Raw genomic sequence first — 20,096 nt, 5'->3', positions numbered from 1 at the left:
GTCAACCACGCAAGATGGCGATAAATCAACCTGCGCTGCGCTCCGCTACCCGGTGCGACAAAGTTCGACACCATAAGCCCCCACGTACGGCTATCATTGACGATCGCTCCCCAGATTTGCCGTGCCTCCCAAAGCCGGCTGTATGAAGCGCTGTTCTTAAAGCCCGTGATGAACGCGACGGCAGTACCCACCAGCGCAATTGGCAACCAGGGAATGATCAACGACGCCCAGCCCAAGTAGATGTGTAGAAGAGTCGGGACTGTGGCGAGCAGAAGAAAGACGAAAGTCTCCCGCCGTGTCCACACGAAGACTTCCCGCAGCGAGTAGTGTCGCCCCGCGTGCATTAAGCCATTTTAGGCTCAAGCCTCACGCCTGTACGTCACAAAACAGGCTGAAGTCGCCGGGACAGATCACCTTTTGCGCCCACGCCAGAACATGGCCGCTCTAACCGCGGACCTTTTAGTTCGAGATCATTGCGCAGGATGTAGAGCAGCGGAGTCGACGGGTCGACATCCAGCGGGATCCGTAAACACATCGCCGTTGATCGCAGTTAATAGACAACGGCCTTTTCCCGCGCACCTTCCGATATCGCCGCCTCGATTGCCATAGAGGCAAACGCCCTGCTTTCGCTGGCGGTCTCTCAAATCGCGCCGTGACCGCGCGTGGCTTATGGCTGGTCCGGTGCGTTCTGAAGGTAAAACTCATGGAGCTTGGCTTGCAGCAGCTTCTTGTCGGGAAGTCGCGTCCGGTACTCGGCGATCAGGGCCGTGGATAAGCTGCGACTGAGCGCGTACTCCACCACTTCATTATTCTTGCTCGCGCAAAGCAGCACGCCGATGGCTGGTTGCTCGTGTGCACGAACATTCCGGTCAAGCGCTTCGAGATAGAAGTTTAGCTTGCCCAGATACTCTGGGAGCCGGGGGTTTCGAGACGACCTGCCTGTGTACTGACAAACGTTATTCCAATCTGGTCCGCTGATTTTGAGCCTTTTCAGGTCCATTCGTAGAGGGTCCTGAAAAGACCGGCGTCGGCGGTTCGATCCAGTCTCTGGTTTCGAATAGAGGCCGATCCAGTAGTGTCGAGCTTTCAAATTACCGTAAAGGCATCTCCTCAGACACGTGGCGTTCACACGGGTAAGGTCCAGATGAAGTCGTTGCCAAGTTATGCTTCATTTTCGTAGTTGTTGTGGCCACATTATGCTTCAACAATCGAGCTAGCGTCTTCAAACTCAGATAGAAAGCAAAGCGCTTACGGTGGCCATTACATACTTCAATCGGCCAATGTCGAGTCAACGTGAATGTCAAGTTCCTTCAATACGCTCCCGCCAGGCTTGATGAAGCCGTGCGGAGTCCTTGCTTTTACAACAACGATGTCCCCGGCGGTCACTTCACGAATCACATCTCCGATCACGAAACGCGAGCGTCTTTCCTGCACTATGACGACCTCGTCGTACTCGTGCAAATGCAGCGGCGCTCCTCGTCCCGGTTGTGCCCCGACCATGAACATCGAAATCGCTACATCTCCCTGTTCCGCCCCGACAAAGTTGTAAGAACTTCCGATAAATGGCAAATCTTCTTTTCTAACGACGGCATTTGTGCTCGGTTCTTCTCCATTTTTTTCGAACACTCACCGCGCACCTTCCAGTGCAATCGCGAGCTCGCGAACTCCGCGACGAATCTCCCTTTCGTCGAACGCGGCAAATCCAAGTTGCAGTCTCTGTGGCACGACTCGGCCCTGGCTGTAGCGGTCTACCGGGGTTACCTCAACACCCCGCTTTGCTGCTGCAGCGGCTGCCGATTCGGCGTCGATGCCACATAGCCATCCGGTCGTCTGTAAGCCCGCCTGCACATCTGACACCTCCAGCAAACCTGTCAGCCTCAAGTTCGCCTCTTCCGAGAGGATAGAAAGCCGCTCAGCATACACGTCGCGCATTCGCCGCAAGTGGCGTCCAAAGTGACCCTCGGTGAGGAAATCGCATAGGACCGTCTGATCGAGCAGAGGCGCGTGACGGCGAGTGATGGAGATTATCGCAGTGAAACGTTCGACCAGATCCGGCGGCACTACGATATACCCGAGGCGCAAGGAAGGAAACAGCACTTTGCTGAAGCTTCCAGCGAAGAGAACTACTCCATAGGGATCGAGTCCCTGTAGTGCGGGAACCGGCCGCCCGAAATAACGATACTCGCTATCGTAATCGTCCTCAAAGAGGATCGCTCCAGCTCTCCGCGCCCACTCGAGCAACTGCAAACGGCGAGGCAGACTCATCGTGATTCCGAGAGGAAACTGATGCCCCGGCGTAACGTAGACCAGCCGCGCTCCTTCGAGTCTCCTCTCATCGAATCTCATCCCTTCCTCATCCAGACTGATCCGCACGACCTTTGCGCCCACGGCGTTAAATACATTGGCTGCCCCAGGATAGCCGGGGTTTTCCATACACACGCGCTCGCCTGGGTTAACGAAGAGCCGCGTCGCCAGATCCAAAGCCTCCTGCATTCCTGCAACGATGGCAACCTGCTCAGGAACACACTTCACCCCGCGCGAAGCCGTCAGATAGTCTGCGACTGCACCACGCAGCGGTGCGTACCCCATCGCATCGCAGACAAGTAGATGGCTGGTAGAAATACGGCGCAGGCGCCGAGACGCTATCTGCGCCCAAAGGCCCATGGGAAACAAATCGTGCGCCGGAAGATTGGCGCGAAAGGTGCGACTCGGACGGTTGTCAGAATTCGAGAACAGCGTTGCCCGTCTACCATAATCTGACAGTCGTCGCCCGTTCTTTGGTACAGGAGCCGCCCACGTACCGGCCTCTTGTTTTGCTTGCAGCAGCTCATCCGGCAGCACACGGCGCACATAGGTTCCAGAGCCGGTACTACCTTCGATATATCCCTCGGACTTCAACTCCTCAAAGGCGCGAACGATGGTGCCTCGCGAAAAATCATACTGACTCGCAAGGTCGCGCGTTGCAGGAAGTCGAACTCCCGGACGCAGACGGCCTTTCAGAATCTGATTGCGCAACGCTGCATAGAGCCAGCGATACGCAGGCTCCTGCTCGTCCCGCCGATCAAGTACCAGATCGAAAGTGTCCGCTCTTTCGCCATAAAAAGTGGTATAGCTTAAACGTCCTAAATGGGCCTTTCCTATTAATCCAATTCGCCTAGACTAATCATAGTCAGAAGAAAGCAATGAAGACACAATGCAAATTCCGACAGTGGCCCATCCTCTCCGCGATGCTCGTGTGTTCATCACTGGCGAACCAGTGGTCATTTGCGCAAGAGAGCGGCCAGAGACTGACGCGCACAGCCTTTTCCCATCCGCTTCCCGCGCTCATTGGCAACAAGCTTCCAGTCGAAGGCGTTGAAGTAACCTATGGGCCCGGTGCAGCTTCGCCCGCGCACAGCCATTCCTGCCCGGTCATCGGCTATGTACTGTCGGGCGCTATCCGAACACAAGTTAAGGACCAGCCAGAAGTGATCTACAAGGCGGGCGAGAGCTTCTACGAAGCGCCAAACGGAGTGCATCTGGTATCCGCCAATGCAAGTGATAAGGAGCCGGCGAAGCTGCTCGCTTTCTTTGTCTGCGACCATAACGCGGAGCTGAGCACGCCCGTAAAAGGAGGACAGAAGTGACTTCGCGCGAAATTCCGTCAAACGACCGCTCACAAAGCCAATTGCAAAATGCAGAGCGGTGGGGAGTGATCTACGCGCGCGTCGCACTTGGCGCCGCATTCCTTTCCGCCGTGGCTTCGCGCTTCGGCCTGTGGCATGGGCCACTGGACGTAAAATATTTTGCCAACTTCATCCAGTACACGGCAGAGGTGAACTCATTTATGCCGACGGCCATCATCCCGTTCCTCGCATGGGGGGCCACCGTCGCCGAAACCTCGCTCGGGATACTGCTGGTCCTTGGACTGTGGCCGCGATGGGTCTCGCTCGGGAGCGCCGTTCTACTCGCCATGTTTGGCACGGCGATGGCGATCTCCTCCGGTATCAAGTCGCCAATGGATTATTCAGTCTTCTCTGCCTCAGGTGCGGCCGTCTTGCTCGCACTGCACGCCTTCCGGCAGAATAGCAATCAGTCTTTCAATTACGAAGCAGAAGGACACTCATCATGAAACGGAAGTGGAACAGCATCGTCATCGCAGCATTTTTCATCGCAACTCTGTGCACGGCGACGTTATCTGCTCAACAACAAAACGACGATCGATTACTACGTGTGCGCGAAACCGTATGGCGCGCGTGGTTTGCAAACGACACAAAGTCCCTTCTGAAGCTGGTACCTCCCGGAACCATTGTCATTAGCGCGGTGTGTTGGAACGAATGGGAGAGACGAGCACTCACCTCAGGCACGAGAGTGTCTGGCGAGGACTGTGCTCCCAACAGGCCACGTGGAGAATGGCGTTTGCCGTAGACTCCTTTTCTGGCCTCACTGGTGGTACGATGACCAATTCCACGTGGCGAGTCTAGAAGCACCTGCCGTGCCCGCTCCGTAATCGCAGCGCCATTCTGGATTTGTTGAACGATCCCCGTTTGCATGTCGTACACGACCAGTGCACAACGGCTTGGATCTAGCAACTCTTGAAGAGTTTCTGGAATCTCCACTCCGTAAGCAGTCTTCATGTCAGATCGCTCCCGTCGGTTAGGACTGATTTGCATGACCGATTTCAGTAAGAAAGGAAGTGAAACGTATGGGTGTCACTTTTCCCAACGAGTCCCTAGAGTATCGCGCCGCGAGAAACCGATTGCTCGAAGAAGAGATTGAACTTCGTCGTAGGATGGAGGCGGTTGCCGGAGCCCGGCGAGCCTTGCCGCTTGGCGGTCTTATTCCTGAAGACTATCTCTTCGACACCATCGCTCCTGACGGCACTCCAACCAAGGTAAAATTCTCCGAACTGTTTGCCCCCGGCAAAAACACGCTTGTCGTCTATCACTTCATGTTTCCCCGCCATCCCCTTGATAGTCGCCCTGGCCCCAAGGTAGGGACCACAGCAGAGTTGCGCCTGCAGGATGGCCCATGTCCCTCCTGCACAGCCCTGCTCGATCAGCTTGACGGTGCAGTCCCGCACGTCGAGCAAAGAGTCAACTTCGTCGTTGTTGCAAAGTCCTCAATCGATCGTGTCATCGCCTTTGCTCGTGATCGGGGATGGAAGCATCTACGCCTGCTCTCCGCTGAGAACAACACCTTCAAGCGTGACTACCACGGGGAAGATGCTGATGGCTCGCAAATGCCCAACATGTCAGTCTTTCACCGTGAATCAAACGGCGAGATCCGCCACACCTGGAGTTCGGAGCTGCTCGACGAACCGACGGATCCAGGCCAAGACCCTCGCCATCTCGGCACTCTTGAACCCCTTTGGAACATCTTCGATCTAACCCCCGAAGGACGTCCCAAAGACTGGGAGGAACAGATGCAGTATCACTGCTGCCTTTGAAAGAAGCTTGACGTAGTTGTTGAACTACGTCAAGAGTTCGGGAGTCTCGCCCACAGAACTAGGCGAGTCGCACCCGTCGGGATTTGTGGGCCGCGCTCGAGAGCGCGCCGGACGAGGTTTTGTCCCGAACCGCTAGTGGGTGGTTCGGAGCTTCATGCATCAAAGACCTCGTGCTGAACGGTTTTGCAGGCTCTAACCGGCTGCCTGTTTCTTCTCGCTAGGCTTCCAGATTGTTGGGTGAGACGAGGAGACGGTTGTGAGGCTGGCGCATAAGTACCAAGTCAAATCCGAATTCCGGAGAACACATCCGTTCCCATAAACGGCGATGACACACATCGGAGGTCCGAAATGCCTGATCAGAGGGTGGTGCTTATCACGGGAACATCGTCTGGCGTTGGGCAAGCCACGGCTCGACTGCTTTCTCAAACGCAGTACAAGGTCTTTGGAACAAGCCGTAATCCGGCAAGCGCCGAAATCATCCTGGACGTGGAGATGCTGTCTTTGGACGTTCGCAAAGACGACTCGGTGCTGGCGTGCGTCGAAACCGTTTGCAGTAGAGGCGGCCGGCTTGACGTGCTGATAAACAATGCCGGTCACGAGCTGGCCGGCGCACTGGAAGAACTCTCATTAGAGGAAGCCAGGGCTCAATTCGAGACCAATTTCTTCGGCGTCGTCAGAATGGTCAATGCGGTTCTGCCGTTAATGCGTCAGCAGAAGCGTGGGCACATCATCAATGTTGGTTCGCTCTCTGGTCTGTCGGCGATTCCGTTCCTGGGCATCTATTCCGCCAGCAAGTTTGCTCTGGAAGGGTACACAGAAGCGTTACGGCACGAAGTCAAGCCTTTCAATATTCACGTGTCGCTGACAGAGGCCGGCTTTCTCAAAACGTCAATGATGAACAACCGGCAAGTCGGAGTGAATCGGATTGGCGTGTACGACCCGTGGCGACAACGGTCTCTCAATGCAATTCGTGCTTATGAAGAGAAAGGGCCTGGCCCGGAGCTGGTGGCCGAAACTTTGCTCCGGATTATTTCCAGCAATACGCCGCGGCTACGCTATCCGATTGGGCAACAAGCGAAGTCCGTCGCCCGTTTGCGGCGATTTCTCCCCGCGGGGATGTACGAACAGGGGGTGCGGCGTACCTTCTCGCTGGACAGAGCTGAGTGAAACGCAGTTCTTGGGGCAAGCGGCCCGACGGTCCGTGGAGCGCGTATCAAGGCGTGCGACAGTGGACTGGTCATAGTAATCCGTAGGAACGATGAATTTTGCAGAACAGTTCGTGCAGCGACATCAACATGGCTCTTCACGCCCGTTCCCGTCGCAGTACGAGGCCGTCTTTTTTGGCGCGGTGATCACAACGCTCAACTCAACGTGGCCTCGTCTGCATGAGGTCAACTGCATCCGGAGTCGTGCGCGAAGCCGGCATTGAGAAATTGATTGATGATTTCGAGAAGAGGAAGACGCCGGCTGCTGCCCATTTTGTGAGCGTGGCTCTACAGACGCTGATCATTGGGTTCATGGCAGTTGGGAAATAGTCGAGGGATCGGGAACCAGGGCACTGCACGGAATTCGGGGATTTGACGTTTTTGGGGCGCACCCAGAGGCCGACTGTGAGAGTGGCTGGTCTGCCGAAACGACGGTCACGTACTGGTTTAGTCTTTAGATGATTTTTCACTTGCCCGCCTCCTGCCCGCACCTGCTGTCCGTCGAGCGAGAGAGATTAAGAGACTGGAATGATCAATCGCGGTCTGGAAGATGTCGCTATCGTGGGAGCGGGAATTGGGGGGCTCGCGACCGCCATCGCACTGTCACAACGAGGCGCGACCGTTCAGGTGTTCGAGCAAGCTAACGCTGTGCAAAATTCGGGTGCAGGCATTTGGATGCCACCAAACGCAATGCAGGTGTTCGCATGCCTCGGAGTGGCGAACGATATCAAGCGATCAGGCATCGAGATTTCATGTGCCGAGTTACACGATTACCTCGCAGGTCTCCTACAAACAATCAACACGAAGAGTTTCATTGGATGGTGCAACGTTGCAATCCAGCGACGAATCCTGCAGCAGATTCTTGTTAACTGTGCCGCAAGGACGACGACGATTCTCTTCGACCACAGATTGTCGGGATTGCGAGAAGAGCAGAAAGGAGTGTCGCTACAGTTTTCGAACTCTGCTTCACATCGAGCGGGAATCGTAGTGGGAGCCGACGGCATTCATTCGGAAGTAAGGCGGGCTCTGTTTCCAGATTCAGAGCTCAGGTATAGTGGTCAGACGTCCTGGCGAGCAGTAATTCCGTTTGCCCTGCCGCTCAAGGCTATTCATAAGAGCATTGAGATCTGGGCGCCGGGTGCCCGCTTCGGATATTCCGCTGTTGCCGAGGATCAAGTCTACTGGTATGCCACTGCCGACGCTCCTCCCGACCTACGCGAGTCTTCTGAACAAGCCAGACAACGCTTGATGAAAATGGCGGAGCCATTCCCTTGGCCCATCGGAGACCTTGTTTCGGGAACGGTCCCTGAAGCGCTCATTCGGACTGACCTGTGGGACCTTCCAGCATCCAAAGTGTGGCATCGGGGCCGGTCCGTGTTGCTAGGGGATGCCGCGCATGCTGCTACCCCGAACCTCGGCCAGGGCGGTGCTCAAGCAGTAGAAGATGCTTGGGCACTCGCACAAGTGCTGGCAGAAAAGAGTGACGCAGAAGAAGCTTTTCGTCAATTCGAGCAGGTGCGGGCCAGGAGAGTCGCCTTAGTTGCGAGAAAGGCACGGCAGCTGGGCAGGCTCGCCCACCTTGGAGGCTTTGGACGATTCATTCGCAACATTGCGTTTTGGGCCACGCCAGCGGCAATCGTTCAAGCGCAAACGAATCAATTGTACGACCCGGGCATCAACAAACCTTAGCAGTGGTAACACTCCGACACAGTCGAGTTGACTCACCATGAACCGGTCGTAGTTGAAGTACTATCTTCCAAGGTTAGATCTTAATCATCCATGGAAACCACTCCTCAAGATCACACCGGCTCGCACGCAACCCAGGAGGTCGCGAATCTCGGCATGGTTCGACCGCCACTTGTGTATGGGGTCTCAATTGTCATGGGGTTGCTAGTCCACTTCGGCTGGCCACGACCATTCCTTCCTCGTATTCTCGCCGCTCCGCTTGGTAGTTTCCTCGTGGTGGCCGCCGTCGTAGTCTTCTCATACTCCGTACGAAAGTTCCGGGCGGCGGGCACGCCTCTACCCGGCAACAAGCCGACCACCATCATCGTCCGCACCGGCCCCTATCGCTTCAGCCGGAACCCGATCTACTTGGCGTTCACCATCTTCCAGCTGGGTATCGCGAGCTGGGTCAACAGTGTGTGGCTGATCGCCACACTCATGGCGGCAGTTGCCCTCATGGCCTCCGTCGTGATTCCGAGAGAGGAGCGGTACCTAGAAAGGAGGTTCGGTGCCGACTACTTGGATTACAAACGCTCCGTGCGCCGTTGGTTGTAGAGTGGCGTCCCCAAAAAGTTGCTCCCAATGCAGGAACGGAGGCAACACGGCAAAGCTGTGCAGTTTCTTTCCGTTGTACGGCTGTGCAACGGGCTAAGGAGCCCAACAATCGCGTGCAAGCGACCGCGTACAGCGTTCGCCGCGCACCCGCTTTCCGCCGCGCCTGATCGGTGGCGCTAGGGCCACGAAAGGGCGCGAATCCGTTTGTCCCGGATCAAGCGATATGCGGATTAATTCAAGAGTAATCCCAAGGTAAGGCTAGCGACAATCCAGGACAAATCGGAAGTAAAGTCCTTTGGCTGGATATGGCGCCCCGGGTACGAGTATCCCTCCCTTCATTTACTGCTCTCTTTCAATTGGTGCCCTTCAGGACCCGTCAGCGAGCATCCTCGCGCCTTGTTGTCACTTAGCGACGGTGGAGGGGTTACTGTTCCCCATTTCGAGGGTGATGATCCCATTGTCAGCACCAGAGTAGCGCCATCCTTAATCTGTCCATGCAGAAACCAGCTTGTCGGTAGATCGTGGCCATTGAGTGTAGCGGACCGCACATAACGGTTCAGTCCTGACGAATCAAAGCCCTTCGCCACAATATGCAAGCGCTTCCCATTGCCCAGGCTCAGGGAAGAGTCCGGTACGGAAGGCGAACTGATGAGGTACACATCCTGACCCGCAACCGGAAAGATCCCCGTGGTCTGGAACAGTAGCCAGCTCGACATCGCACCCGAATCATCGTTGCCCGGAATGCCTGCGCGGGTATCGGTAAAAGCCTTTTCCAGCAGCAGGTGCACGATGTCGGCACTTTTGTCAGGGCGTCCACTGTAGTTATAAAGCAGTGGCATCAGAAATCCAGGTTCGTTTGAGATGTCAAAGTGCCCACGAGAAAAGATGAAATCCATCCGCGCATTAAACTGCTTATCTCCGCCGGCCAACTCAATCAGGCGGCGCATGTCCTGTGGCGCATAGAGAGAATATGTCCAGATATCGCCTTCGTACATGAAGTCCGGCCATGTGCCACGGACGACCAGGTAAGGGTCAGCCCAGGAACCATCAGACTTGCGCGGTCGCAGGAATCCCTTGAAGCCAAGCACCGTCATGTTGGGGTCCCATAGATGTTCGAAGTTATGTGTGCGTTCCAAGGCGCGTGTTGCCTCCTGCGTCAGCCCCAGACCACAGGCCATCTCCGCGATCGCAAAGTCGTCGTACGCGTACTCTACTGTGCGCGAACCCGCGCGCTCATCAGCCGTCGTAACGTACCCGAGTTCGTTGTAGTCCTTAAGGCCGCCACGGCCCTCCTTCTGCGCGTTCTGGGGAGGCATCTCAGCATCATGGAGCATCGCCTGGAGCGCTGTGGCGTAGTCGATGCCAGTTAGTCCCTTGACATAGGCATCGGCCACGACCACGTTTGCATTGGAGCCGCCCTGCGTACGTCCATTGTCATTCCCGCTGCGTGCGTCGGGCATATAGCCGGTGTGACGATAAATATCGATCAGAGAGCGAATGATATCGCGCTGGCGGTCCGGGGCAATGAGCGTAAGCAAAGGGCTGGAGCTGCGATACGTATCCCAGATCGCATAGTAATCGTCATAATACGGTTCGCTGGACGACCAGCCGGGATTCTCGCCTGTACGGTCTACCGGCATCATCATCACGTGGTACAGCGCCGTGTAAAGCTTTCGCCGCTGCGCCTCTGTTTCGCCGGTCAATTGCAGCTTGCCCAGCTCTTTGTTCCACTGCATCGTGTTGGCCCGATGAACCACCTCGAAGCTCCATCCGGGAATCTCCGTCTGGATGTTCCGGCGTGCCTGGTCTGCGCTGATGAAAGAGATACCTACCTTCGCCTGCACCACCTGGTGAGCGTGTGCGTGGAAGTCAAACGTGACGCCAATCGGCCTATCTTCCGTCACGACAGCGTCACGCTCCGTGGTCAGAGCGGCTCCCGTCCAGGTCTGCACTTTCGTCGCGGGTGTGTCCAGCAGCATGTCGTAGAACACGCGATACTCTCCGCCTTTGTTCCATCCACCGCGAAAGCGTGCAACGCCCTGCACTTCGCGATTAGAGAGGACATGAACCTCTGCTCCCAGGAAGTTCTGCGACTCTGATCCTGTGCCGAGACCCAGTGCTGCGGCCACATTCACGGTCAGGTGTGCGTCCGCCGCGTTAGTAAAGGTGTAGCGATGGAACCCAACACGGCGGCTGCTCGTCAGTTCCGCACGCACGCTGTAGCGCGCCAGTGTCGCCGCGTAGTAGCCAACCCGAGCAATCTCATCCGTGCGTGGAGATTTGATGTCATTAATACTGAGCTCGCCTGTCACTGGCGCGACCAAGATGTTGCCGTATTTGCCTTGGGCACCGCTTAGGTGCAGGTGCGAGAAGCCCAGAATCACACCGTTGCTCCAGTACCCGAAGCCAGAACGCCGCCCGTCGAACGTTTCCATATCGGGCCCGACCTTGAGCATGCCAAATGGAACTGTAGAGCCCACAAAAGTGTTTCCGCCCCAGTCGACACCGATGAATGGATCCACATTGTGCGTAAAGTCCGAGCTGGCAAGCCTGCGTTCTATACGCTGCTGCGCAAGAGAAGATCCTGAGGTACCTAGGACAAGCGCGAGCAGCAAATTTACTGTACGGAGATTGGATGGACGTCGAGTCATAAACTTTATCTTTTCCTGATGGAGGCTGCTACTTCTATGCGTGGGAAGGTGGACTAATCCCTGTCTCTTTCCTGCACGTCGCTTGCGTCGATGAGTGGTCGAAAACGATGAACGGGCACCGGCACCGGCGCGTCCGGGCCTTTGATGGAGCGCCAAATAACGCGATTCAGCGCATGCATTGGTGCACGATCCACGTCAGAAAAATCCATCTTGCTGCTCTCTTCTGCTCCGTACGACTTTGCATCGTTCTTTGCGTTTACATTGATGCGAGGCGCTATCACGTTGAACGGCGTAAGTGTCGGCTGCGTGCCGAAGCTTGCATAAAGCGGCATCGCTGCCGCGTCATACTGACTCATGGGCGGAAGTCCCAGCAGCAACTCGATGCTGCGTACAAAGGAACTGGTGGAGTAGAGCGTACTGTCCACCGCGCCGCGCTTTACATAGGGACTAAGTACCAGTCCGACGGTACGCCGCGCATCTACGTGGTCGGGACCGTCCTGCGCGTCGTCCTCGATTATAAAGATTGCGGTGTTCGGCCAGTAGCGACTGTGCGTTACCGCGTCCACCAGTTGGCCGATGGCGAAGTCGTTGCTCGCTACCATTGCCCGCGGTGTGTAGGCGCCGGGCGCAGTGCCTCTGGTGTGGTCCTCCGGCATGCTCATGATGACGAAGTTCGGAAAGCGCTCGTTGGGATCGGAGCTGTCGTAGTGGTTTTCATACTCGCGAAACTCGCGGAGGAAGACCGCGACGTTGGCTGTGTCGCGCTGCCGCGATCCAAGGTAGTCGGCTGCGACGTGTCCAACCAAGCCGCCAGAGCCAGGAGCCGCGTCCATGGTTCCACCGGTGCTGGCTCGTACTGCATATTCGCCATAGGAGCGATAGGTGAGTCCCTTACGCGCAGCCAGGTCCCACAGGTGCCCTGCCGATGGCACATAGGCTCTTGCGCGTTCCGCATCGCTGCGGCCTGCGTAGGTTGGCGGCCAGTAGCGCTCGTTGAAGTCGGTCGCGTAGGCCGAGTCGGACCATGAGTGGCCGTCCACAGAGACTTCACCGTCACAATACAGATTGTCCAGCGCGACGTACTCCCGCGCCAGAGCATGTTGGTTGGGTGTAACGTTCTCCCCGAAGATCGTCAGCTCCGGATCGCCATTGGTGCCCTTCAGGTCTCCGAACTCCTGATCGTAGGTTCGGTTCTCTTTGATGATGTAGATCACGTGCTGGATGGGCGTTGACACGCCGACTCCCTGGGGCAGAATCGTGGGTGCGTGCGGCGGCCGTGCCTCAGAGAGAAGACTGTCGTTGTATGGCGTGTTCTCAACAACCTGTCGTGTCCAGCGTGACAACTGCTGTTGCAGCTGTGTCAACGTCAGCGCCTCAATGCTGCTCTTCTGCACCGTCTTTACGCTCTCATCGCCTTCGAAGCGGGAGGCGAGCGGGCTGCCTGGGCCCTTGCGGTCGGGATGTCCCTCTTCGCCCTTGCTGTTGCCGATGTAGAGTGTGTTGCCTTGATCGGCAAGGGTCATCGCCGAAGGGTACCAACCCGTAGGGATAAAGCCGCGTACGCTGCTGTGTTCGCGGTTCGATATACGGATGACTGCGATGGAGTTGTTGTCTGCGTTTGCGACGAAGAGCAGTTGCCGGCGCTCATCGATCAACAACGAGTCTGGCGTTGAGCCTTCGGGAGCCAGCGGCGTCAGCGTAGTGGAGAGACGCTCCAGCAACTGCAACGACCTAGTATCGATGACATGGATGGTGTTGTCGTTCGAGCACGCCACAAAGAGCCGCCCATCTTTGGCCAGCTTCATGTCGTTTGGATTCATGCCCACGTGCAGCGTTCGAATGACCTTGTTCGTAGCCGTATCGATGACGCTGACCGATTCGCTCGACCAGTTGGAGACGAAGAGGCGCTTGCTGTCGGGCGTCAGCACCGTCTCATAGGGATTGATCTCAACCGGAATGCGAGTGACGATCGCATGCGTCTTCAGATCGAAGACCACCACGTTGCTGGGCCCTAATCCCGTGCCACGGTTCGCGGCGTAGAGCAGATGCTTACCGGGCAGAACCGCTACACCTGACCACCAGACCTTTTTGGGGTCGATCGTCTCAACATATTCATTGACCGGTTTATCGCTTAGCCGCCCGTTCGCATAGTGAAACTCATAGATGGGCGCTGCGCTCTGCGCGATCTTTTTGGCGCCGGTGGCGTTGCCGCCAGAGACGTAGAGGCTGTGCCCATCCGGCGACCAGGTCATGCCGAGCCATGTGGTCTTCAGTTCGATGTGCTGGATTTCTCGCTGCGTCTTTGTGTCGAGCACTACGATACCGTGCGGTTGATAGCCGGAGTGGCTTGCCACAACGACACGGCCGTCCGGCGAGGTCACCATCTTGAGCGTCATGTCCTCGAGGGTGTCGATGACCTTCCCGGCAGGTGTGATACGCCAGCCGTTGGGCAGATTAAAGCCGCCGGAGCTGGATTGCGGCTGTTCTTTCGTTGCCTCCCCGATGGTTCGCGCCGGCTTATGGTCCGGTTTTACTTCGTGGTCCTGGGCCAGGGCGAAGACGCATGTCAAAGGAATAAGGGACAGGGGGAAAAGGGACAGGCTAACGATTCGTTGAATGGTCGACGACATGAGCGGACTCTCTCAGAGGATCAGATGGGATCAGCCATCAGGATCAGCACAATCAAGATGCGGGCAGGTAAGTCTAGCCTGCCCGCGTCTGTCAGGTTGATGAAATGTTTTAGAACGTGTATCGAAGGCTGGCCTGCATCGAACGCTGACCGGTCTTGCTGGTTACTCGTCCAAAGGTTGAGCTGGTCGGGTTCGCATCCGGAGCGGCCAAGTTGGGGTGATTGGGGAAGTTGAAGGCTTCAAAGCGGAAGGTCAGGAACTGCTCGTTGAAGGTATAGAAACGCTTCTGCAGACCCGCGTTGAAGTTCTCCGTGCCAGGAGCGCGCAGAATATTGCGGTTATGCTGGGGCGTAAACGTACCGGAAGCTGGTGCTACGAAAGCAGCAGGGTTGAACCAGAAGTTCTGGTCGGACGTTCCCGCGGAGAACTTCCCTGCAGCATTCAGGCCGATGCCGGGAACCGTGGAGTAGAACTGTGCGCCGCCGCCCGTGCCCACTCCGGCAATATCGGTTGAGGTGGTTACGGAGAAAGGAACGCCCGTCTGGAAGTTATAGATCTGTGTGATCTGCCATCCGCCAAGCACCTCCTGCGCCAGACGGTTGCTGCCGTGGAACGGGATCTCCGTGACTGCGTTAATGGTGACTGCACTGCGGATGTCGTAATCCGCCGTGCCGCATAGATACTTAGGATCGAAAAAGTTGGGCAGGAAGTTCTTTTGGAACGATCCGCAGTCGGTGGCCTTCGCAAGCGTGTACGCGACGCCAAAACTAATGCCTCTTTGATAACGGCGGTTCAGGTCAACCTGGAAGCCGCTGTACGCCGAGCCGGAACCCTGCGTAACGATGGTGATGGGACCATAACCCGCGTAAGGACGGTACGAGTTGACGTTGAGTTTCGCAGCAGCAGCGGCAGCGACCGAGCCAGCCGGCGCCTGGTTGAGATTCGCCTGAAACTGACCATGCAGACCGCGACGACCTACATACGCCACGCCAAGCACGGTGTTGAAGGGGAGCTCACGTTCCACGGCCAGGTTCCATACATATGCTTCAGGCTGTGGCGAGCTGCGATCGATGCGTCCGGAGATGTTTGGGAACGAGCCGGCTGAGCCTCCACCGGGATTATCGGCGCTGCCACCGCTGATACCGGCATATTGCTGCAGCGGCGGCGCGCCGCCTTCAAACACACCGTCGGAGACACCCTGGCGGCTCATGTAGCGGCCAAACCCGGAACGAATCACCGTCTTCGAGTTCAGCTCATACGCGATGCCCAGGCGGGGTTGGAAGGTGGTGTAATGCACGTCGATGTAGCCTCGCGGCAGATTATGAAAGAGGTAATCCGCTGCGCCGGTAGTCGCCAGCGGAACATGTGCCTTGGCGCTCTCCGTAAAGCCATTGCCGAAGAGCACGGTACCGTTCAAAGGATCGCCTGTACCGGGGATGGGATTGCCTTTGCTGTCCAGCTTGACGGCATTTGCGGCGCTGTAGAAGGCCGGATCGAAGGTGCCGATGTTGTTCCAGAGGCTATAGAAGGGACGCACGATGGAGTAGCGCAGGCCATAGTCCACATGCAGTTTGGGGGTCATTTTCCAGGAGTCCTGCGCGAAGAAGTCGTACAGGTTTGCGCGATACGGTGTCTCCGCACGAGGACCAACCTCGGCATAACTCTGGAAGATACCCAGCGCGGCATCGGCGGTATCGAGTCCGGTTCCAGCCGGGTTTGCGCTGGAGAACTCGAATTTTCCGTTCTGATTGTTGGTCTGTCCCGGCACGCTGTTCTGGCCGGAGATCTGGTCGTTGTCGTTCTCTCCCGCACGCTCATAGAGAAAGCCGGCACGCAGCGTGTGATTGCCTATGATGCGGGTGAAGGTATCGGCGTAATCGAATACCTCTCCCTGCGAGTGCGATGGGTATGCGCTGCCGTCCAGCGTGGTGATGTTGCTGCTGTCGAACTGCACCGTGGGGATTTTGTTTGGAAGATCCTTGCCTGTCGGAAACAGGAATGGATAGTTGATGCTGTATCTTGTGCGATCGTAGAGACCGCTGCTGGTATCGATGGAGAGCCGGTCTGCACCATGCGCTGCCGTGATCAGCACCTCGTTGATCGTAGTCGGGCTGAAGGTGTGGACCCAGTCAAGAGAGGCCGTCTGGTTGGGACGATTGAAGATGCGCGGCACCAGGTCGTAGGCGGCGGAGAATGGATTGTTCTCGTAATAATAGAAGTGCGTGAGACGGAACCGGATGTAATCCTTCTCGGTCGGAATGATGTCCAGATTTCCGCTATCGATCTGCTGGGTCTGTGGATGTTTTGCAATCTGCAGCAGATTCTGCGTGCCCACCAGGAATCCCGGTGTCGGCGTGGGAAAGGCTGTCAGCAGGCCTACGCCGTTGGGACTGAGGCGGCTCCTCGGAATGATGTTTCCTGGGAAGCAGGCTGGGCCGCCGGTCTTAGGGTCGCACACACCAGTGGCCTGGGGATCACGCAGGTGAGTGGCGATGGAGGAAAAATCACCGTTGCGAAATGCAGGGTTAGGTACCGTCACAGGCGCGGTGTTGGTCGCGGGAAAGTGCACAAATGCCTCAGAGTAGAGAAAGAACACCTTGCCCTTGGGCAGCACGTGCGGGATGTACGCCGGACCATTGACGCTGAAGCCGAACTGATTGTAGGTAAACGGCGCTACGTAGTTCGACTTCACGCTCTTCGGCAGTGCCGGATTGTAGTTGGAGGTCGAGTGGTTGCGCACCCAGGTGTTGGCGTTGAGTACGGGGTTCTGCAGATACTCGTACACCGTTCCGTGAAACCGATCCGTGCCGCTACGGGTGATGATGCGCACCTGGCCGCCGACAGACCGGCCATACTCCGCCGGATAGTTGGATGCCAATATCTGCACTTCCTGCACGTTCTCGAGATCCACGACGCCTACGGAGTCGCCGCTGGCGCGCACTCGCACCGCCACTGCTCCGTCATAGGTCACCAGGTTGTCGCGTTCGCGCGCGCCATTGATGTTCAGGCCGCCGAGGCCGGTGCTGAACTGGAAGTTCGATACATTGCCGCTGGTGCTCGTCACGCCGGCCTTCAGGAGCGCGAGCGTGATGGGATTGCGGCCACTAAGCGGCAGCATCTCCGCCTGTTTGCTGGTGATCACACGGCCGAGGACAGTGCTGTCCGTCTGGATGCTGCTCTCCTGCGCACTCACCTGAACGGTTTCATTGACGCTTCCCGACTGCAGCCGGAGATTTGCCGTCGTAGATACGGACGGATCCAGAACGTTGCCTTTGCTGGTCAACACGTGAAAGGTGGGCGCCTGCACGACGATGGTGTAGTGCCCGGGCGACAGGCTGGGAATCGTGTAGTACCCCGAGTCGTTTGTCACGGTCCTGTGCTGGGCCCCCGTGGTCTCGTCTCTAACCGTCACCACCGCACCGCGCACAATGGCGCCTGATTGATCGGTGATGGTTCCGGAGACGCCGGAGAGATCGGACTGCGCGAAGATGGGTAGAGCGAAGCATGCAAGCACGCATGCCAAAAGCGTCGCGATGTGCCGCCGGTGCTTCCGCGGTTGATCGACAAAGGTGCGCCAGAACTTGATCACTGCATTGCCCCTCAGGGAGAAAATTTGCGTACAAGCCGCACCAATGCCAGACCGTATGGGACCGACGCAGCTCAGCTCATGGATTGTCCTGATCATCCCGAAGCGAGTCGGGCGCCACAAGGGGTTTTCATCTTCCGAAGGTGAAATCGGCCACGGTAATCCTCGGAAACAAAGGATTTATCTCGCCGCATTCGCTGAATATTCATCGACAGAAGAACACGCTGTACCCGGATCGTCCACCCGTGGAAGATCATCCGTACCCCTACTTCTATCAAGCATTTCCACATGAGGCCCCTGTCGCCGTTCACGGCATGTTCACGGAAGAGACTTAGGGTAGTGGTGAAACGTTCAACTGATCATGCAAACTTTGGAGCCGCCATCAGCGACCCCGTCCGAACCGGCAACGCGACTACTGCTAGAGACTGGCAAAGTAAAGATCGACTCGCATGCCGATGATCCGCGATGGCAGATTGCATGGAGGATCGCCACCAGCGGCAGCCTTGGGCGCTCGCGTCTGCTGGCAAGATTTCTGCTATTCACCGTTGACCGGCTTATACGCGGCCGAAGCGATGAGATTACGGAACAGCAGATCGGAATTCTGGTCTTTGACCGGAACGAAGGCTACGACTCGAATGAAGACAATATCGTTCGAAGCTACGCCCGGAAGCTACGCCGCCGTATCGACAACTATTATGCGAACGAAGGCAAGAATGAGGAGATGTATCTCGATATCCCACGTGGGGGGTACGTCCCGTCTTTCACGCAACGAGACTTAGATGGATCTGCGCGCAGCCATACTCCCTCAGAGGAAACGCATACAGAAGTCCCCGATATGCAAGCGTCAGTCCCGTTAGACCGTTTGCAGTCAGATGAAGAAACTGGTTCGGCGCCGCGGACCTCGTTCGCGTTGCATCAGTTTCTGCGCCGCTATGGGATCCTCCTCGCGCTGTGCATGGGTATTTCGATCGGACTTTCACTCCATTTCACACGGTTTCCTCGCCTCCTCAAGCATGGGTTGTCGTCTTCGGACGAAGATGCGTCAAAGAGTCTTTGGCAGCAGATGTTCGTGGCGGATCGAGACACGTTTGTCGTGCCTTCAGACGATGGGCTAGTGATTATGCAGCGGCTCACCGAGCGTCCAGTGCCACTCGCAAGATATATCGATGGCAGCTATCGCAACAGCAACAGTGAGCGCGATCAGAGTAACGCCGAGATTCTCAAACTGGGTGCGCGGCGCTACACCAGCATCGTCGATCTCGATTTCGCTGTGCATCTGATGCAAGTGGATGGTGTGGATCCTGCTCGGTTGGTCGTTCGATACGCGCGGGACCTGCGCATGGACGATCTTCGGACCGGAAACGCAGTTCTCATCGGCTCCGTTGAATCTAATCCCTGGATTCAGATCTTCGAACCACAGATGAACTTCCGCCAGAGAGTCAGTACGAACCCCCAAATTCCATCCGGCTTTCTCAACACCCATCCCCATCCGGGTGAACGCGATCTCTACGGCACACCCGGAAGGGACCACACCTACGGGCAGATCGCATACGTGCCCAATCTCTCATCCGTGGGGCATGTTCTCATCGTGGGAGGCCTCAATACAGCAGGCACACAGGCAGCCACCACCTTCCTGCTCACTCCCTCCTTGATGGCTCCAATCTTGCGGCGAGCCCAAACAGCAGACGGCCAGATCCGGCCATTCGAACTCCTGGTCAGCGCCGACAACTTTTCGTCCAATGCATCAACGCCGCAACTCATCACGGAACGTATCGAAAATCGCTGAGCCGAATGGTGTGATGAAGGAGCAGGTTGTCATTCCAACTGATACGACACCACACTAAACAGTGGATGTTACGAGACCGCAGATTAGTACCGGGAATGTATGGTCCGCCGCGCGACTGCAAGGGGCAAGCGGCGACCATCTCATTAGGTGTTTAGTCCCGGCATTTGATGGTGCATTCTTATCCAGAGACTGGAAGGAGGCACTGTGGGGCAAGTTCTACACCGGAGCGCCACGACGACAGAGGCGGTCCGTCGAGCGATACAACATAGTCAAGAGAGCCTGAGGACGCTGGCTCGGCGGCATGGCATCAACCCGAAGACCGTCGCGAAGTGGAGGAAGCGCTGCTCGGTGGCCGATCTGCGTACCGGGCCGAAGCATTCCTGTTCCACAGTCCTGACGGTGGAACAGGAGGCGATCATCGTTGCCTTCCGCAGGCATACTCTGCTGCCCCTCGATGATTGCCTCTACGCTTTGCAGGCAACGATCCCTCATCTGACCCGTTCCTCGCTGCATCGCTGTCTGGAGCGGCA

At 56.9% G+C, this 20,096-nt stretch carries 15 protein-coding genes and 1 pseudogene; 9 read left to right on the top strand and 7 right to left on the bottom strand.

Annotated elements, in window-relative coordinates; all coding sequences use genetic code 11:
* The 4 genes and pseudogenes from Q363_RS35315 to pdxR all read right to left on the bottom strand — a co-directional run.
* Nucleotides 1-305, bottom strand: a pseudogene (locus tag Q363_RS35315) (hypothetical protein); the annotation flags it as partial.
* A 362-nt stretch (nucleotides 306-667) separates the two neighbouring features.
* Nucleotides 668-1,000, bottom strand: a complete 333-nt coding sequence (locus Q363_RS35310; protein ID WP_035359880.1) for a PDDEXK nuclease domain-containing protein — start codon at nucleotides 998-1,000, stop codon at nucleotides 668-670.
* 269 nt (nucleotides 1,001-1,269) lie between these two features.
* On the bottom strand, nucleotides 1,270-1,626 hold the full coding sequence (locus Q363_RS35305) for a cupin domain-containing protein (protein WP_051979800.1): 357 nt from the start codon (nucleotides 1,624-1,626) through the stop codon (nucleotides 1,270-1,272).
* Nucleotides 1,627-3,072 (bottom strand): MocR-like pyridoxine biosynthesis transcription factor PdxR, encoded by a 1,446-nt coding sequence (gene pdxR, locus Q363_RS35300; RefSeq protein WP_035359878.1) that lies wholly within the window; start codon nucleotides 3,070-3,072, stop codon nucleotides 1,627-1,629.
* A 110-nt stretch (nucleotides 3,073-3,182) separates the two neighbouring features.
* On the opposite strand from pdxR, the gene Q363_RS35295 reads away from it, so the two are divergent.
* The 7 genes from Q363_RS35295 to Q363_RS35270 all read left to right on the top strand — a co-directional run bounded on the left by Q363_RS35295 (nucleotide 3,183) and on the right by Q363_RS35270 (nucleotide 8,913).
* Nucleotides 3,183-3,626, top strand: a complete 444-nt coding sequence (locus Q363_RS35295; protein WP_051979799.1) for a cupin domain-containing protein — start codon at nucleotides 3,183-3,185, stop codon at nucleotides 3,624-3,626.
* Nucleotides 3,623-4,111, top strand: coding sequence for a DoxX family protein (locus Q363_RS35290; protein ID WP_245632682.1), 489 nt, complete (start codon nucleotides 3,623-3,625; stop codon nucleotides 4,109-4,111). Before Q363_RS35295 ends, Q363_RS35290 begins: the two co-directional genes overlap by 4 nt.
* A gap of 573 nt (nucleotides 4,112-4,684) precedes the next feature.
* Entirely contained in the window at nucleotides 4,685-5,428 is a 744-nt protein-coding gene (locus Q363_RS35285; RefSeq protein ID WP_035359876.1) for a DUF899 family protein, read from the top strand.
* 348 nt (nucleotides 5,429-5,776) lie between these two features.
* Nucleotides 5,777-6,595: an SDR family NAD(P)-dependent oxidoreductase gene (locus Q363_RS35280; RefSeq protein ID WP_035359875.1), complete on the top strand. Its 819-nt coding sequence runs from the start codon at nucleotides 5,777-5,779 to the stop codon at nucleotides 6,593-6,595.
* Nucleotides 6,596-6,837: 242 nt separating this feature from the next.
* Complete coding sequence (locus Q363_RS45820; protein WP_281176139.1) at nucleotides 6,838-6,963, top strand: hypothetical protein; 126 nt, start codon at nucleotides 6,838-6,840, stop codon at nucleotides 6,961-6,963.
* A gap of 198 nt (nucleotides 6,964-7,161) precedes the next feature.
* On the top strand, nucleotides 7,162-8,322 hold the full coding sequence (locus Q363_RS35275; RefSeq protein ID WP_035359873.1) for an FAD-dependent oxidoreductase: 1,161 nt from the start codon (nucleotides 7,162-7,164) through the stop codon (nucleotides 8,320-8,322).
* A gap of 90 nt (nucleotides 8,323-8,412) precedes the next feature.
* On the top strand, nucleotides 8,413-8,913 hold the full coding sequence (locus tag Q363_RS35270; RefSeq protein WP_051979798.1) for a methyltransferase family protein: 501 nt from the start codon (nucleotides 8,413-8,415) through the stop codon (nucleotides 8,911-8,913).
* Nucleotides 8,914-9,248: 335 nt separating this feature from the next.
* Here the strand turns inward: Q363_RS35270 and Q363_RS35265 are convergent, their stop codons facing one another.
* The 3 genes from Q363_RS35265 to Q363_RS35255 form a co-directional block, all read right to left on the bottom strand.
* Nucleotides 9,249-11,564 carry a GH92 family glycosyl hydrolase gene (locus Q363_RS35265; protein WP_051979797.1) on the bottom strand — a complete coding sequence of 772 codons (2,316 nt, stop codon included), beginning with the start codon at nucleotides 11,562-11,564 and terminating at the stop codon, nucleotides 9,249-9,251.
* A gap of 53 nt (nucleotides 11,565-11,617) precedes the next feature.
* Nucleotides 11,618-14,194, bottom strand: a complete 2,577-nt coding sequence (locus Q363_RS35260) for a YVTN family beta-propeller repeat protein (RefSeq protein ID WP_084081078.1) — start codon at nucleotides 14,192-14,194, stop codon at nucleotides 11,618-11,620.
* Between the two features lie 109 nt (nucleotides 14,195-14,303).
* Nucleotides 14,304-17,783, bottom strand: coding sequence for an outer membrane beta-barrel protein (locus Q363_RS35255; protein ID WP_245632681.1), 3,480 nt, complete (start codon nucleotides 17,781-17,783; stop codon nucleotides 14,304-14,306).
* Between the two features lie 358 nt (nucleotides 17,784-18,141).
* On the opposite strand from Q363_RS35255, the gene Q363_RS35245 reads away from it, so the two are divergent.
* Nucleotides 18,142-19,566, top strand: a complete 1,425-nt coding sequence (locus Q363_RS35245) for a hypothetical protein (RefSeq protein ID WP_035359869.1) — start codon at nucleotides 18,142-18,144, stop codon at nucleotides 19,564-19,566.
* 204 nt (nucleotides 19,567-19,770) lie between these two features.
* Nucleotides 19,771-20,096, top strand: a 326-nt coding sequence (locus tag Q363_RS35240) for a transposase (RefSeq protein WP_035359867.1), incomplete at its 3' end; no start/stop codon positions are given.

This window comes from Edaphobacter aggregans DSM 19364 (assembly GCF_000745965.1).
Taxonomy (GTDB): Bacteria; Acidobacteriota; Terriglobia; order Terriglobales; family Acidobacteriaceae; genus Edaphobacter; species Edaphobacter aggregans.
Note: the sequence above shows the minus strand (reverse complement) of the source record. Positions and strands in the feature narration are given on the sequence as shown.